The sequence below is a fragment of the Methanobrevibacter sp. UBA212 genome (assembly GCF_905233225.1).
Classification (GTDB): Archaea; Methanobacteriota; Methanobacteria; order Methanobacteriales; family Methanobacteriaceae; genus Methanocatella.
Genome location: NZ_CAJODJ010000019.1, coordinates 1 through 15,817 on the forward strand (window position 1 = coordinate 1; position 15,817 = coordinate 15,817).

General features: G+C 37.6%; 16 protein-coding genes. 9 read left to right on the forward strand and 7 right to left on the reverse strand.

The features are described 5' to 3' along the window. Positions 1-244: 244 nt before the first annotated feature. From QZ138_RS06405 to rfbD, 3 genes are read right to left on the reverse strand one after another with little or no spacing between them, the layout of a single operon-like run. A complete protein-coding gene (locus tag QZ138_RS06405; protein WP_292601535.1) occupies positions 245-475 on the reverse strand; it encodes a barstar family protein in 231 nt (76 codons plus the stop codon). A 1-nt stretch (position 476) separates the two neighbouring features. Then, positions 477-929, reverse strand: a complete 453-nt coding sequence (locus QZ138_RS06410; protein WP_292887654.1) for a ribonuclease domain-containing protein — start codon at positions 927-929, stop codon at positions 477-479. Further along, positions 926-1,762: a dTDP-4-dehydrorhamnose reductase gene (rfbD, locus tag QZ138_RS06415; protein WP_292887657.1), complete on the reverse strand. Its 837-nt coding sequence runs from the start codon at positions 1,760-1,762 to the stop codon at positions 926-928. The genes QZ138_RS06410 and rfbD overlap by 4 nt, the downstream gene beginning before the upstream one ends. Before the next feature lie 77 nt (positions 1,763-1,839). On the opposite strand from rfbD, the gene QZ138_RS06420 reads away from it, so the two are divergent. Next, a complete protein-coding gene (locus QZ138_RS06420; RefSeq protein ID WP_292887659.1) occupies positions 1,840-3,078 on the forward strand; it encodes a nucleotide sugar dehydrogenase in 1,239 nt (412 codons plus the stop codon). Here QZ138_RS06420 and QZ138_RS06425 read toward each other — a convergent pair. Continuing rightward, entirely contained in the window at positions 3,075-4,286 is a 1,212-nt protein-coding gene (locus QZ138_RS06425) for a DUF2264 domain-containing protein (protein WP_292887661.1), read from the reverse strand. The two genes, QZ138_RS06420 and QZ138_RS06425, sit on opposite strands and share 4 nt — an antisense overlap. 96 nt (positions 4,287-4,382) lie before the next feature. On the opposite strand from QZ138_RS06425, the gene hacA reads away from it, so the two are divergent. The 5 genes from hacA (at position 4,383) to mmp11 (ending at position 8,608) form a co-directional block, all read left to right on the forward strand. Further along, entirely contained in the window at positions 4,383-5,627 is a 1,245-nt protein-coding gene (hacA, locus tag QZ138_RS06430) for a homoaconitase large subunit (protein WP_292887664.1), read from the forward strand. 4 nt (positions 5,628-5,631) lie between these two features. Further along, positions 5,632-6,111, forward strand: coding sequence for a 3-isopropylmalate dehydratase small subunit (locus QZ138_RS06435; RefSeq protein ID WP_292887667.1), 480 nt, complete (start codon positions 5,632-5,634; stop codon positions 6,109-6,111). Beyond that, positions 6,086-7,093: an isocitrate/isopropylmalate family dehydrogenase gene (locus QZ138_RS06440; protein WP_292887670.1), complete on the forward strand. Its 1,008-nt coding sequence runs from the start codon at positions 6,086-6,088 to the stop codon at positions 7,091-7,093. The genes QZ138_RS06435 and QZ138_RS06440 overlap by 26 nt, the downstream gene beginning before the upstream one ends. A gap of 149 nt (positions 7,094-7,242) precedes the next feature. Beyond that, positions 7,243-7,659, forward strand: coding sequence for a 6,7-dimethyl-8-ribityllumazine synthase (ribH, locus tag QZ138_RS06445; protein ID WP_292601552.1), 417 nt, complete (start codon positions 7,243-7,245; stop codon positions 7,657-7,659). A 7-nt stretch (positions 7,660-7,666) separates the two neighbouring features. Continuing rightward, positions 7,667-8,608, forward strand: a complete 942-nt coding sequence (mmp11, locus tag QZ138_RS06450; protein ID WP_292887673.1) for a methanogenesis marker protein 11 — start codon at positions 7,667-7,669, stop codon at positions 8,606-8,608. 30 nt (positions 8,609-8,638) lie between these two features. Here mmp11 and QZ138_RS06455 read toward each other — a convergent pair whose 3' ends face one another. After that, positions 8,639-10,336: a glycosyltransferase gene (locus QZ138_RS06455; protein WP_292887676.1), complete on the reverse strand. Its 1,698-nt coding sequence runs from the start codon at positions 10,334-10,336 to the stop codon at positions 8,639-8,641. A 147-nt stretch (positions 10,337-10,483) separates the two neighbouring features. Here QZ138_RS06455 and QZ138_RS06460 point away from each other — a divergent pair, with 147 nt between their 5' ends. Continuing rightward, complete coding sequence (locus QZ138_RS06460; RefSeq protein ID WP_292887679.1) at positions 10,484-12,631, forward strand: Tex family protein; 2,148 nt, start codon at positions 10,484-10,486, stop codon at positions 12,629-12,631. On the opposite strand, the gene QZ138_RS06465 is transcribed toward QZ138_RS06460, so the two are convergent. Both QZ138_RS06465 and QZ138_RS06470 read right to left on the reverse strand, forming a co-directional pair. Continuing rightward, a complete protein-coding gene (locus tag QZ138_RS06465) occupies positions 12,628-13,050 on the reverse strand; it encodes a MarR family transcriptional regulator (RefSeq protein WP_292887682.1) in 423 nt (140 codons plus the stop codon). The genes QZ138_RS06460 and QZ138_RS06465 overlap by 4 nt on opposite strands. Beyond that, on the reverse strand, positions 13,047-13,280 hold the full coding sequence (locus tag QZ138_RS06470) for a hypothetical protein (RefSeq protein ID WP_292887685.1): 234 nt from the start codon (positions 13,278-13,280) through the stop codon (positions 13,047-13,049). Before QZ138_RS06470 ends, QZ138_RS06465 begins: the two co-directional genes overlap by 4 nt. 227 nt (positions 13,281-13,507) lie before the next feature. Here QZ138_RS06470 and purE point away from each other — a divergent pair, with 227 nt between their 5' ends. Both purE and QZ138_RS06480 read left to right on the forward strand, forming a co-directional pair. Next, a complete protein-coding gene (gene purE / locus QZ138_RS06475; protein ID WP_292887687.1) occupies positions 13,508-14,530 on the forward strand; it encodes a 5-(carboxyamino)imidazole ribonucleotide mutase in 1,023 nt (340 codons plus the stop codon). A gap of 7 nt (positions 14,531-14,537) precedes the next feature. Beyond that, the gene (locus QZ138_RS06480) at positions 14,538-15,794 is read left to right on the forward strand and encodes a UbiD family decarboxylase (protein ID WP_292887689.1); all 1,257 of its coding nucleotides are present in this window, start codon (positions 14,538-14,540) and stop codon (positions 15,792-15,794) included. Positions 15,795-15,817: the final 23 nt, after the last annotated feature.

The window sequence follows — 15,817 nt, forward strand, 5'->3', positions numbered from 1 at the left end:
TACAAATTATATAAACAAAGTGAGAGAGCATTTGAAAAGTAATATTCAAAAAATATTGATTGAAAAAATGACTCTGTGTCTTTTTTGTGAAATTCATCTTCGACCTAAAAGAGGTCGGAGTATTCTTTCACTAATTTGATAAATATATTACTATTATAATTATACAAAAAACACTTTAAAATGCCGTTAAGCCTAATATAAAAGCATAACTAGCCAATATTAAATTAAAAGAAAAAAAGAAAAATTAATAAATGATTTTAATGGTTAAAAACTGATTTTCATCGGCAGCATCGCGAAAAGTGTCGATGATATCACCATCAACTTCCCCGGCATTGACCAGTTCAATTTCACATTCGATTTCTGTGAGACAGTCATATAATGCATCAAGATTTTTTCCATAGTAATCGGGCAAATTCAAGGCTTCCTTCAAATAGTCATGCCCTTCCTTTTTAATCAGATTGCCATCCAACTGCATTTTAAACCTCTTTGAATGTATTGTAGTGGTCACTAGTGTAATAAACCTTATAGTCACCGGTATTGTATACTATCCTTTCAGCACCACGCTGTGTTCCATTTGCATTGATGTCACATTCTATGTAGTCAGAATTACTGTCTGGAAGCACATGCTGCCTGTTGGTGAATCTATCTCCACCAATGCTTTTTCCAGGAGCATATTTCTTAAGGGGCCCTCCATGCCAGCCAAGATTTTGAGCTTCCTTTTTTGTTATATAGTTGCTTGGAAGCTTGTGAAACTCCTTGATGTAGGCTGAAACCTCATCGACTGTACAGTACTGTCCATCCTCAACAACTTTTACATCGCTCGCCTTGTCATTGCCGAAATTCAGGAAATCAAAAAATCCTGCGCTTACAACTGAAATGCTGAATAAGGCAATGATTATTGCAATGATAAAAACTAATTTTTTATTCATCTAATCAACTCGATATATTCTTTGATTGCTTCCTTATAACTTCTAAGCGGCTTGAATCCTTTTTCAATCCAATTCTTATTTTCCAAAACGGAATAGCTTGGCCTTGGAGCGGGCCTTGCAAACTCGGATGCAGTCACCGGAACCACATTAACGTCCTTTTGTGCAACCTCAAAAATGTATCTTGCAAACTCACACCATGAACAGCTTCCGGAATTTGTCAAATGGTATATTCCGTAATAATCCGTTTCGATTAGCTCTGAAATACCAAATGCCAAATCTGGAGTGTATGTCGGTGTTCCGACCTCATCATAAACGACAGTTATTTCCGAATGGCTTTTGGCCAATTCAAGCATTGTCTTTGGGAAATTCTTGCCGTTGATTCCATATAGCCATGCGGTCCTTATGATGAAATATTTGTCCAAAATTTCCTGTATGGCCAGTTCTCCTTCGAGTTTGCTCTTACCATAAATGCTGATTGGGCCTATTTCCCCATCTTCAGCAATAGGTTCTGTGGCACTTCCATCAAATACGTAATCAGTGCTTATATGAACAAGCGGACAGTCAATTTCCCTGCATGCCAGAGCCAAGTTTCTAACACCGTCGCCATTGACGGCATATGCAAGATTACGGTTTTCCTCGCAACCGTCGACATCGGTATATGCAGCGGCATTGATAACAATGTCCGGCTTTGCATTGCAAACAAATTCAATTGTATGATTTTTATCTGTAATGTCCAATGTTTTGGAATTTGTCAAAATTAATTCATGATTTTCCAAAACATTAATCAAATCATGGCCCAACATTCCGCTAGAACCTGTTATTAGAATTTTCATAATTATCACTTAAAAATTTAATATTAGTTTTTATATATGTTTGAAGTAATATTTAATTAATAATGGAGTTGGAAATTATGAAAGTATGTATTATTGGTCAAGGCTACATTGGACTACCAACAGCCGCATTATTCGCTCGTAACCACTGTGAAGTGGTAGGCGTCGACATATCAGAAGAAATGATAAAAAATCTGAATAAGGGAATTATCCACATCGAAGAGCCGGGAATATCCGACATCATCAAAAAAGCTGTTGAACTAAAAGTGTACAAAGCAAGCCTAACTCCACAAAAAGCCGACGCTTTCATAATTACCGTGCCAACACCATACATCATTGAAAACTACAGCTGCGATTTGAGCTATGTAATAACAGCATGTGAATCGATTCTGCCTTACCTTGAAAAAGGAAATACTGTCATTATTGAATCCACAATTGCTCCTATGTCAACAGATGAGACAATAAAGCCTATCTTTGAAAAGGCAGGCTTCACAATTGGCAAAGATTTGTTCCTTGCACATTGTCCGGAAAGGGTGCTTCCCGGAAGAATCATTGATGAACTGATACACAATGACCGAATAATCGGTGGAGTCACACCTGAATGTGCCAAAAAGGCCTGTGAAGTTTATGGACAATTTGTTGAAGGGGACCTGATGCTGACAGAAGCAAAAACCGCCGAGTTATCAAAATGCATGGAAAATACATTTAGGGACGTCAACATTGCCCTTGCAAATGAGCTTGCTAAAATTTGTGCTGAAATTGGTGTAAATGCACTTGATGTTATTGAAATGGCAAACAAACATCCAAGAGTCAACCTGCACTCACCAGGTCCAGGTGTTGGAGGGCATTGCCTTGCAATAGACCCTTACTTTATTTATGCAAAGGCACCAAAGCAGGCAAAAATCATTAAACTGGCACGTGACACCAATAACTCCATGCCCGATTTTGTCGTTGAAAATGCTAAAAAAATAATTCCAAATGGTAAGATAGCAATATTGGGCGTTTCATATAAAGGCAATACCGGAGACGACAGGGAAAGTCCGGCTTATGAAATCATTGCCAAACTAAGCGCCAATTATGAGATAGCTATCCACGACCCTCACATCACCAATCCCGATTTTGTCAGTTTGGACGAAGCGACAAAAGATGCGAATCTGATTTTGGTTCTATGCGATCATAACGAATTCAAAAACCTGGATTATGATTTAATAACAAAAAATATGGATAATCCTATCATATTTGATACAAAAAATATAATAAAAGAAGTTCCTAACGAAATTAAATTATATAATTACGGGAACTTATACGAATTGAATTAAAAATTAATTGATTGGTCTGGTTGTATTTGATGGCCATTCCATGCTTTTTGACTACTCCATTCTTCAGATGGTGATTCCCAAAATACATCATTGGCTTTTAAACCTAATGGTAAAAATATTGTACAGCATGCATAAAGACTGCCTGTATCAATGTTATCTTCACAGATTTCCATTTGTGACCCATTCAATCCACAAATCAACCATCCTTCAGAGTTAAAGTTTTGATTGCCTTCAAATTGCCTTTGAATAACTTTTGTAAGTGCACATCTGACCTGTGCCTGTGAAATATTTCTTGGTAAAATTTTTAATAAGGCCGCCTGTGAAAGCAAGTGGAAAATGCCGCAACGATAAGATAACGCATTGCCCAAAAGAGGATATGTTCCTTCTGGAGAAATGATTCTTTCAAGTTGGGAAGCCAATCTGGAAGATCTCATTAACTGCACATCCAAAAATTCTCCATCCCGAAGGCTATACTTTCTCATTACGCGCAAGATATCATTGAGCATAGGATGAATAACTAAACTGTTAAAATAACCCACTTCAAAATCCGCACCGTTAGAGTAGATTGCATCGCCAACATACAATTCGTCCCTGAACTTGGCAACAGCATAAGTCAACCTCTCCATATCACATTCGCCGGTGAATTCTAAAAGAGCGGCTTCAATCATTGAGGTATACAATAACCAATGATTTTCAAAAGGTGCTATAATTCTTGTATTTTTGAATTCACGGATTATTCTGGCTTGAACATCCATAGGTAAATTAAGCCAAATTTGATTTTTAGCTCTGAGTAATCCTTGAGCAAATAAAGCAACATCAACTAAAGATTGTTTAGGTTCTACAATAAAGATATAATCATTGCTATTTGTACTGACAGCATTTTTAATGGCCTGTAAAGTCAAACGAATATACCTCTCACGAACTTTACCTTCTTCAGAAATATCAGGCCCCAATTCCAACCAAGGAGAGATACCATTAAAAACACGAGCAAAAGCTTCAAGATAAGAAAACTTCTGTCCTTCAGAAGTGCTTGATTCAAAAGGCATTGTTTTTCTAAGTGATCCTTTTGATAGATTGTTGAGGACAGGAAATGCTATCTTTTGTAATGTTGAAACCCAAAAAATCCTATCTTCCCAAACAGGAGTTTCTTCCTCTATTATTTGAGGTTCTTCTTCTTTTTTGAATCTTTTAAAAAATGAGTTGCTCATAATTTATATTTTGTTAAACATTATATATAAATATTAAAAAGAGTTTATATATTTTGATAAATATAAATAATTATCATTACTAAGAGGTTTGAAATAATGCCAACAATGTCCGAAAAAATATTAGCTAGAGCTTCAGGAAAAGAGAGTGTAGAAGCTGGAGATATTATTATAGCAAATATTGATATAGCAATGACCCACGATTTAACAGGGCCTCTTTCTGTTGAGTCTTTTGAAAAGATTGGCGCTGAAAAGGTTTGGGATTCCTCAAAAATTGTTATCCCATTTGACCATCAGGTACCTGCCGATTCAATAGATTCCGCCAATAATCATATTTTAATGAGAGAATTCGTTAAAAAGCATGATATTGAGCATTTTTATGATGTTAATGCAGGTGTCTGCCATCAAATCTTACCTGAAAAAGGCCATGTAGTACCTGGAGACGTTATTGTAGGTGCTGATTCCCATACCTGTACTCATGGTGCACTGGGTGCATTTGCAACAGGTATCGGTTCAACCGATATGGCCATGGTATTTGCTGAAGGTAATTTATGGTTCAAGGTGCCTGAAACAAATAGATTTAACATTACCGGTGAGTTGAAAGACAATGTTTATGCCAAGGACGTCATTTTACATATTATCGGTGAAATGGGCGCTGATGGATCCACCTACAAAGCCTGTGAATTTGCAGGAGATACAATATCAGACATGAGCGTTTCAGATAGAATGGTCCTATGCAATATGGCAATTGAAATGGGTGGAAAAACAGGTTTGGTGGAACCAGACGAAAAAACTATTAATTATGTTGAAAAACGTTCTGATAAACCTTACAAAGTGTTCAAAACTGATTTGGACTCATCTTCTCTCAATATAATTGATGTTGATGTTAATGATTTGGAGCCTCAGATTGCTTGCCCTCACAATGTGGATAACGTGAAGCCGATTGGTGAGGTTGATGTAGAAATAGACCAGGTATTCTTAGGTTCATGTACAAATGGCCGAATCAGCGATTTAAGGGATGCTGCAAAGATATTAAAAGGCAATAAAATAGCTAACGGCACCAGGATGTTGGTCATACCTGCATCCAAGGAAGTATACTCAAAAGCTTTGGATGAAGGATTAATCAGAATATTCGTTGATGCTGGAGCGCTCGTATCTGCTCCATGCTGTGGCCCATGTCTTGGAGGCCATACCGGAATTATAGGACCTGATGAAGTAAGCCTTTCCACATCCAACAGAAACTTTAAGGGAAGGCAGGGAAGTCCTGACGGAAAAGTTTATTTATCCTCTGCTGCTGTTGCTGCGGCTTCAGCAATTGAAGGAAGAATCGTTGCACCGGAGTGATCATATGAAAGGAACAGCTTGGAAATTTGGAAATGATATCGACACAGACATTATAGTTCCTGGAAGATACTTAATTTATACTGATGAGGAAAGATTATCACAGCATTGTATGGAAGGACTCGATGCTGACTTTAATAAAAAATGCAAAAAAGGAGACTTTATCGTAGCCGGAACAAATTTCGGATGCGGATCATCAAGGGAACACGCCCCAATTGCACTCAAGGGTGTTGGCGTGTCAGCAGTGATTGCCGAATCATTTGCCAGAATCTTTTATAGAAATGCAACTAATGTAGGAGTTCCCCTTCTTGAAGCTCCTGGAATTACAGAAATTATAGAAAATGGAGATGAAATTGAAGTGGATATGGATGAAGGAACCATTACTGCTTCAGATGGTGAAAAAATAACATTTAAAAAATTGCCTCCATTCATGTTAGAAATTTTAAATCAGGGTGGTTTGATTGAATACCTCAAAAACAAAAGATAAATATACTATTGCAGTCGTTCCGGGTGATGGAATCGGCAAAGAGGTTATGAAAGCAACATTGGATGTTTTGGATGCATTGGACATTGACTTTGAATATGTCTATGGTGACGCAGGAGACGAATGCCTTGAAAAGACAGGCACCGCACTGCCAGAAGAGACTTTAGACATTATTAGAGAAGCTGACGCATGCCTTTTTGGAGCAGCTGGCGAAACTGCAGCCGACGTTATCGTTAAGATACGCCAGGAAATGAAAATGTTTGCTAATCTAAGACCCGTTAAAGCTTATCCTAATACTAACTCATTATTTGACAACATTGACTTTATGATTGTGCGTGAAAATACAGAAGGAATGTACATTGCCGATGAGGAATCATTTACCGATGAAGGGGCAATAGCAAGGCGCATTATCACAAGAGAAGCGGAAAGACGCATCATTGACTATGCATTCAAATATGCAAAGGACAATGGCAAGACTAAAGTGACTGCAGTTCATAAAGCTAATGTGCTCAAAAAAACCGATGGTTTGTTTCGCGATATTTTCTATGAAGTTGCAAAAAATTATCCCGACATTGCAACCGAGGACTTTTATGTGGATGCAACTGCAATGTATCTTATTACACAACCGGAAAGCTTTGAAGTTATTGTAACAACCAATCTTTTTGGAGACATCTTATCCGATGAAGGGGCGGGCCTTGTCGGAGGACTTGGCTTGATTCCATCCGCAAATATCGGAGAGGATGGGGCATTGTTTGAACCTGTTCACGGTTCAGCGCCAGATATTGCAGGCCAAAACAAAGCAAATCCAATAGCTATGATGCTTTCAGCAATAATGATGCTTAGATATTTAGGTGAAAATAGCGAAGCCGACAAATTCGAGGCTTCAATACTAAAAGTACTGAATGATGCTAATACTTTAACCGGTGATTTGGGCGGTTCAGCTACAACCGATGAATTGACCGGTGAAGTTATAAATAACTTATAAAGGAGATATAATAAATATGAATTTCAAAAAATTAACCAAAATGCAAATGGCAGCACTTTTTATCATATTCATTATGGTAGTAAGTGGGGTAGCAGGATTTTTACTCATCATATTCGGTGGTGCCGGATAATTAAAGAGGGATTGATAAAATGGCAAGATATGAAATAGCAGCAGTAGTTGCTGAATTTAACTATGATATTACACAAATGATGTTAGAACTCGCTCAGGCAGAAGCAAAAAACAGAGGCTGTGAAATTACTAAAGTTGTTGCAGTTCCAGGCGTATTCGATATGCCTCTCGTAATCAAAAAATTATTGCAGAAAGGGGAATACGATGCAATCATTACCCTTGGTGCTGTAATTGAAGGTGCAACTGACCACGATCAAATAGTAGCACAACACGCTTCCCGTAAAATTGCTGACTTAGCACTTGAATATGACACTCCGGTAGCATTAGGAATTACCGGTCCTGGTATGACCAGAATGGACGCACACAGACGTGTCAAAAACGCAAAAAGTGCAGTTGAAGCAGCCATCAAAATGTGCGACAGATTAAAAGAAATCTAGTGATTGGATGGAAATACTAAAGCCTAACGAATTAAAAGAAAAGTTTAATGACCCATGGATAGCCCCATATGAAAAAGTATTGACTATGGTAGATGGGGACAATGTGGAACTAGTGGAGTACCATCCATGCATTTCAGGATCCCATTGGTTACTGCATCAGTACAGAAACAATTCAGAACTTATCGACTCCGCTTACCGTGACGGAAACAAGCACGTTTACAAATGCCATGTCGGCAAGGCTCCACTTGACCTGAAGGCAAGTTTCAATGCTGCAGGAATTGATGAGATTGTTGTTGACGGCGATGAGGTTAAAGTTACACATGCAGGCCTTGCTGGAGCAGGAGTCGGAGCCGGAATGTGCAGAGGAATGGGCGAAGGAGTTAAATATGTTGAACTTATTCAAATTGGAGGAGGCTCAAAAGCAGGAAAAGCCACAGTTGTGACACCTAAACTTGAAAAAGTGGTTATTGGCGTTGATGATACCGATACAAAAGATGCAGGTGCTACATGGACAATGGCTCATAATTTGGGTGTTGAACTTGCAGAAATGGGCTTTGAATACTTGGACCACATAATTGTTCAATTGTATCCTCATAATCCTCATAAAACTCAAAATTGCGTTTCAATTGCTCTTACCTTCGCTGTTGAAAGCGATAAAAAGCAAGAGTTAATCGACAATGTAATTGAAATTCTTAAAAGAGACACATTATCCGATAAAACAGCAATTGCCATTCTGGAAGGTTTAGACATTCCGGAAAAATTAAGAGAGTATTCAATTGCCACAAAATCTGGAATGATGGATGTTGAAACTGCTGAGTCTGTTGCAAAGGAATTGAACATTCCATTGATTGCAGTTACAGGCGAACAGGGTAAAGTCGGTGCTCTCGCTGCACTTGGACTTTATGATGATGTTGAAGAAGCTGTAAAAGCTTATGAAAAAGAAATCTAGAATAATTTTCTAGATTTTTAACTTATTTTTTTAAAGATTCAAATTCAGGAAATTTCCTTGATTCTGACGAGGAACTTGCTTTATGGATGTTGTATTCGTATCCTTAAACAATATCTCAACCGTATGATTTTCATAATTGAATGTGACATTGCTGTTCTTCTTGAAATTAAAGGAAGTGACGAAATCATCTATCTTAACCTCATATATTGAGTTCTTTTTAAATATTCCGGTTGAATAGGCAATTGAGGAATTATCCAAAAAGATCTCATATGTGGATGAAGGAACATCCCTTGAAGAAATGGTATAATGCTCGTAAAGCGTTGCATTCTCGTTTTCATAACTATGAGTCATTAAAGTTCCTTCAAATACTTGCTTTAATCGGGTATTTTGAATTACATTTCCTTCCTCAAGATTTAAAAAGTTTTTAGCCTCTTTAGGTAATCTCAAGATATTAGGTTCACCGTCTCTTGCATTCATGATTGTATAAACGGTATCATCTACCCGTATCGTGTCATTTTCCTTTACACCAAGGGTCGCCATTGCATCACCGGGCATGCGTATTATATCTAATTCATCTTCAATAGCTATATCAACAGTATAAGGACCCCTTACGGAAATTGAATTCCCCCTTGGTGAATCATCGGCATAAATAATCAAGTTTCTTGAATTAGGCTCGATTGACAAAACACCATTTTCAAAATGTGCAGCTCCAATAAATGTTGAAATCATTAGAAGCAATAATATGATTGAAATAATAAGCGGAAAGTGAATTTTAATAAACGACCTTACAAGATTGCCCTTAGGAGTCTTTTTAAACATGACGATTGACTTTATAATGACCTTGACAATGTAATAGATTGAAATTATAATGCCTATTACGCCAATCATTATACCTATAACCAATGGAACAAAGCTTACGAAAAATATTGTAAACAATCCTAGAATAACCAGAGACAAACCAACAATTGACATACGGATAAAATGACCGATTTCATCAATCATTATAACACGGCCATACTTATTTGCCCGGCTCATGATTGTCCTTACTACTTCATTAGCCATTAAGTTCAAATCCCCAAGCGGGGACATGTCATGCTCGATTGCACCAATATCCACTTCAGTTATCGAAATTCCCAATACGTCAGCGTCAATAACGATACCTACATCGACACCATAGTCCTTTTCAAAATTTATACGTTTCAATACTTCCTTACGTGCTGCAAACTGACCGCTCAAAGGTTGTTCAAAATTAATTTCAGGGAAGAAAAAGTTTAAAAGCGGTTTTGCGGTAAGTTCAGTTACGCGTCCACGAGCACGTGCGAATTTGGTTTTGGTAATATCGGTTTTGCCTTCAAGAATAGGCATTATCATTGCCTCAACCTTTTTGGATGTCAGATTATGAATATCCGCATCAATGAAAGCAATAACATCACATTCCGCTTTCCTATAACCTGTGAACAATGCTTCACCTTTACCCTTGTTGACCCTATGGGTAATCACGCGAGCTCCAGCTTTAATCGCTTCGGCTTCGGTATTGTCGGATGAACCGTCATTGACAACGATTATTTCATCAACAAAGGATACCTCCTTGACCACTCCTACAACAGTGGCTACGGTATCTTCTTCGTTATAGGCGGGGATGATAACTGAAACCTTCTGATACTTTTTAGGTTTTTGGGTTTTTATTCCCGCAAGCAAAAATGCAATAATTACTAAAAACCAATACAATTTAAATTCACCGTTTTTAATTTCTACATTATTAGTTTTTTAATTTAAATAGTTATAAATGTTATTATTAATTCAAACAAAAAATTATTAATCGATAAGCAATAATATTGATGTAAAAAGAATATTGATTTTTTAGGTAGTAATTTGATGATTGTTAAAACACTTGAAAAGGAATTGAATCTGGCCAATTGGCAGGTAAAAAAGGTAATGAAATTAATTGATGACGGAAATACAATACCATTCATTGCAAGGTATAGAAAAGACGTAACAGGTTCACTCAACGATGAAACACTGAGAAAATTTGATGAAAGGCTTAAATATCTGCGCAACCTGGAGGAGAAAAAGGAAAAAGTAATAAAAAGAGTAAATGAGCTTGGAAAGCTTGATGATGATTTGAAAAGCCAGATTTTAAAGGCAGAAACTTTAGTCGAGCTTGAAGATATTTACAGACCATTCAAAAGCAAAAAGCAAACAAGGGCAACAAAGGCACGTGATAAGGGTCTTGAACCACTTGCAAACATTATTTTAAAACAAAAAGTAAAGGAAAGCGTTAAAAACATAGCCAGGAAGTATGTCACCGATGAGGTGAAAACCCCTGAAGAGGCGATAGAGGGCGCACAGGACATAATTGCTGAAATCGTATCGGACAATTCCACCTTCAGAAAGAAAATCCGTCAAAACACATTCCGCACCGGTCAAATCGAAACCAAGGCAAAGGACAAGGACATATCAACAGAATACGATATCTATTACAACTATTCAGAAAACGTTAAAAGGATACCTCCCCACAGGATTCTGGCAATAAACCGAGCAGAAAAGGAAGGCGTCATAAAGGCAAAAATCACCTGCGACAGCGATGAAATCCTGAAATATCTAAACAGACACATGCTTAAAAACATCTCCCCCGTTCCTGAAAAAGTAAAATACAACAGATACACAACTCCAATCATTAAAGAGGCAGTCAGCGATGCATACAAAAGATTGATTTCACCGGCAATTGAGCGTGAAATCAGAAACATGTTAACCGAAAAGGCTGAGGAAAAATCTATTGAAGTGTTTGCCAAAAACCTGAATCAACTGCTGATGGAATCCCCGCTTGTCGGCAAAACCATTCTCGGATGGGATCCCGCATTCAAAACCGGATGCAAACTGGCCATCATTGATGAGACCGGCAAAGTCCTTGATACGGCATTAATCTATCCGACAGCACCTCAAAACAAGGTTAAGGAATCCATCAATACCGTTCGTGGACTAATTGAAAAATATGACATCAATGTCATAGCCATTGGAAACGGCACCGCTTCAAGGGAATCTGAAGAGATTGTGGCCCAAATCATCAGGAATACAAATGTCGAATACATCATCGTCAATGAGGCGGGAGCGTCTGTTTATTCAGCTTCCAAATTGGCAGATGAGGAATTCCCTGATTTTTCAGAAGGTGAGCGAAGTGCGGTTTCAATTGCAAGAAGGCTGCAGGACCCGCTTGCAGAGCTTGTCAAAATCGACCCAAAATCAATCGGTGTCGGACAGTACCAGCATGACATGAACCAAAAGCAATTGTCAGAGTCCCTGACGGGCGTTGTTGAAAAGGTTGTAAATGAAGTGGGTGTCGACCTAAATACCGCTTCAGTGAGTTTGCTCAATTATGTTTCAGGGATTGGAAATACGACCGCCAAAAACATTATTAGCTATCGTGAAGAAAACGGCAGTTTCAATTCAAGAAAAGAACTTATGAACGTTAAGAAATTAGGTAAAAAAACATTTGAACAATGTGCCGGTTTTATAAAAATCGACAATCCCGATTATCCGCTGGACAACACCACAATACATCCGGAATCATATGATGCAACCTATAAACTGTTAGACAAGTTAAATTACTCTGTCAATGACATCGGTGATAAATCATTAAAACTGGACAATATCAACATAAAAGAACTCTCTGATGAGTTAGAAATCGGCGTTGAAACGCTTAAAGATATTGTTAGGGAGCTTAAAAAGCCTGGCCGTGACCCCCGTGAAGACATGCCGAAGCCTATGCTTAGAAAAAACGTGTTATCAATTGATGATTTGGAAAAAGATATGATAATGCAGGGAACTGTCAGGAACATTGTTGATTTCGGAGCATTTGTCGATATAGGAGTTCATCAGGACGGGTTGGTTCACATTTCCCAACTAGCGGCGGATAAATTCGTTAAACATCCACTAGATATTGTCAGCGTAGGGGACATTGTCGACGTTAAAGTCTTGGATGTAGATACAAAAAGGAACAGGATTAATCTTTCGATGATAATCTAAATCTCCAATTTAATTTCATCAAATGTTAAGTAAGGGATTTTGCTATTCTTTGCTCCAATCTCGAATTTAATAAATCCCTCTTCTTCTAATCTTTTAACTTTAGGCTGTACATTACTTACATCTTTATTGATTTTATTGGCCAAATCACGGATGCTTCTAGGCTTTTCATGTTTAATGGTATTTAAAATGATAAAATCCAAATCTGATAAAGATAATTTATTTGTAACCAAACTTTCGGTTAATTCTATTTCTTCATCCAAGTTATCCCTATAATATCTCCAATTTTCTAAATCAACATACATTTTCATGTTGTTTGTTCTTTCAAACAATTTTTCTAATTCTGAAATGGATTTATATGTCTCTTCCATTTCACGAATAAATTCATGCCCTGTTTGCTTTTTGACTAAAGTTATAATCACTTTAACATCTCCATTAACTCCTCAACATCAAAACTATTTGATGCATTTAAGTAATCTTTAATTGTTTCTAAAATTTTTTCCATATCCTGTTGGCTTATTTCTACTTTATGCACATGATTTTTAGGATTAGGATGTATGTGAACCTTATTAATATGATAATTGTCAATCAGGATGTTATCTGGCATGATAACGATTGACCATCCATTAGGTGTCTTTGCTGTGTAAATCAATTTGTCACCTATCATGTCTTTATTCTGAATTTTTCTTGTCATGTAGTATTATATTTTTCATAATATTTATATATTCGTTGGTTTTAAACCAACACAATTATATATGTATATGTAATTATTATGATACTAAGTAAATTTCATGAAACCTAAGCAATATTGCAAAAATCTTAATAATACTTAGACCTAAAATAAATATATTAACATTTATTTTTAGAAGGGATTTTTAAATGACACCAAAGATAATGATTATTCTTGGAAGCGGATCAGATATTTCCATTGCAAATAAAGCAATGGACATGTTGGATAAATTAGAAATACCATACAGTTTAAAAATAGCATCAGCCCACAGAACTCCTAACCTTGTTCGTGAAATCGTTACAAAAGGTACTGAAGCTGGAATAGAAGTCTTTATTGGAATTGCAGGTTTAGCGGCACATTTGCCGGGTTCAATCGCTGCATATACCCCAAGACCTGTTATTGGAGTTCCGGTTGATGTGAAAACAGGCGGTATTGATGCTTTACAGTCAATCATTCAAATGCCCTATCCGTCCCCTATCGCTACCGTTGGAATTGACAGGGGAGACAATGCGGCAATTCTTGCTGCACAATTCATTGGCCTTCATGACGATGAAATACATCAAAAGGTCTTAAAATTAAGAAAGGATTATGCTCAAAAGGTCATTGAAAGTAATGAAAACCTTGTTCAGCCGATTAACAGGCCATTCATTAGGAATGACTTCATAAAAGTTAAGGACATTGAAATAAACAAGGTTCAGGCAGATGAAGAAAATGGAGGCTGTAAAAACAAGGATGCTGAAGTGGCAATCATTGTTGGAAGGCAAAATGATGTATTGACCGCCAAAAAAATAACCAAACTTCTTGACAGGCTTAAAATTACATATGACATGAAAGTTGTCTGTCCAATAAGATCAAACAAAAAATTCATCGATTACGTCAAATCCATGAAAAATGCCAAGGTTTTCATTGGGGTCAGCTCCAACTGCTCACAGGTCACAGGAGGCCTTGTCGGTCTTACAGCAAGACCGGTGATTGGAGTTCCTTGTACCAATGAAAATGGTGATGACTACATGCTTACGGCAGTCAATATGCCACCGGGCGTTCCTGTTGCAACTGTCGGCATAAACAACGGTAAGAATGCTGCAGTATTGGCAGGTGAAATATTTTCAATCAAAAATCCGGAAATGGTGGACATTCTTGAGAAATTAAAGGATAAAAAAATAAGCTTATAGTGATAACATGAACCTTAAAGATGAAAACATTATAGAAATTGCAGATGAGCTTTCAACCGAATATGAAATCTCTAAAGTATTAAGGCAATATCCTAAAGACACCGTTATTGTTAAGAACGTTAAAGGATATGAAATGCCGGTTGTAACCGGAATCTGCAATACACGTGACAAGATTGCTAAATCAATCAACTGTGAAGTGTCAGAGATTACCGAAAAAATCATTGATGCGATGGAAAACCCTCTTGAAGTTACCAAATTCACTGATTTTTCAGATTATGATAATCTAGATGTTGATTTGGGAAAAATTCCTATTTTAACCCATTATAAAAGAGATGGCGGAGCATACATTACCGCCGGTGTCGTGTTTGCACGTGACCCTAAAACAGGCATCCAGAACGCTTCAATCCACAGGATGATGGTGCTTGACGATAAAAGACTGGTCATCAGAATTGTGCCTAGAAACCTTTATACCTACTCCCAGAATGCACAGGCAGCTGGTGAAGACTTGGATATTGCAATAGCTATCGGAATGGACCCTGCAATACTTCTTGCAAGCACCACTTCAATACCTATCGACTACAATGAGATGGAAGTGGCAAACGCATTCAAGGATGGCGAGCTTGAACTTATTAAATGCGGAGACCTGGAAGTTCCACAGGCTGACATCATACTTGAAGGTAAGATTTCAGTGACTGAAACCGTTGCCGAAGGGCCGTTCGTTGACCTGACTGACACTTACGACATCATCCGTGACCAGCCAATCATTAACCTCGAAAAGATGCACATCAAAAAGGACAATCCTTGCTATCATGCAATCGTTCCTGCAGGATTTGAACATAAATTGTTGCAAGGCCTCCCTCAAGAGCCAAGGATTTACAAGGCAGTTAAAAATGCTGTTCCTACAGTTGAAAATGTCGTTCTGACTGAAGGAGGCTGTTGCTGGCTTCATGCAGTTGTATCAATCAACAAACAGACTGAAGGTGACGGTAAGAACGCAATCATGGCAGCATTGTCTGCACACCCTTCACTAAAACACTGCGTTGCTGTGGACACTGACGTGAACATATTTGATGCCGAAGATGTCGAATATGCAATAGCCACACGTGTAAAAGGTGACCGTGACATCATGATTGTTCCAAATGTCCGTGGATCCTCATTAGATCCTGTAGCTGAAAGTGATGGTACAACCACTAAAATCGGAGTTGATGCAACCAAATCACTTAAAACATTGGAAAAATTCGAAAGAGTTAGTTTTGGAGAGTAAACTAACTTCTTAATTTATTTTTT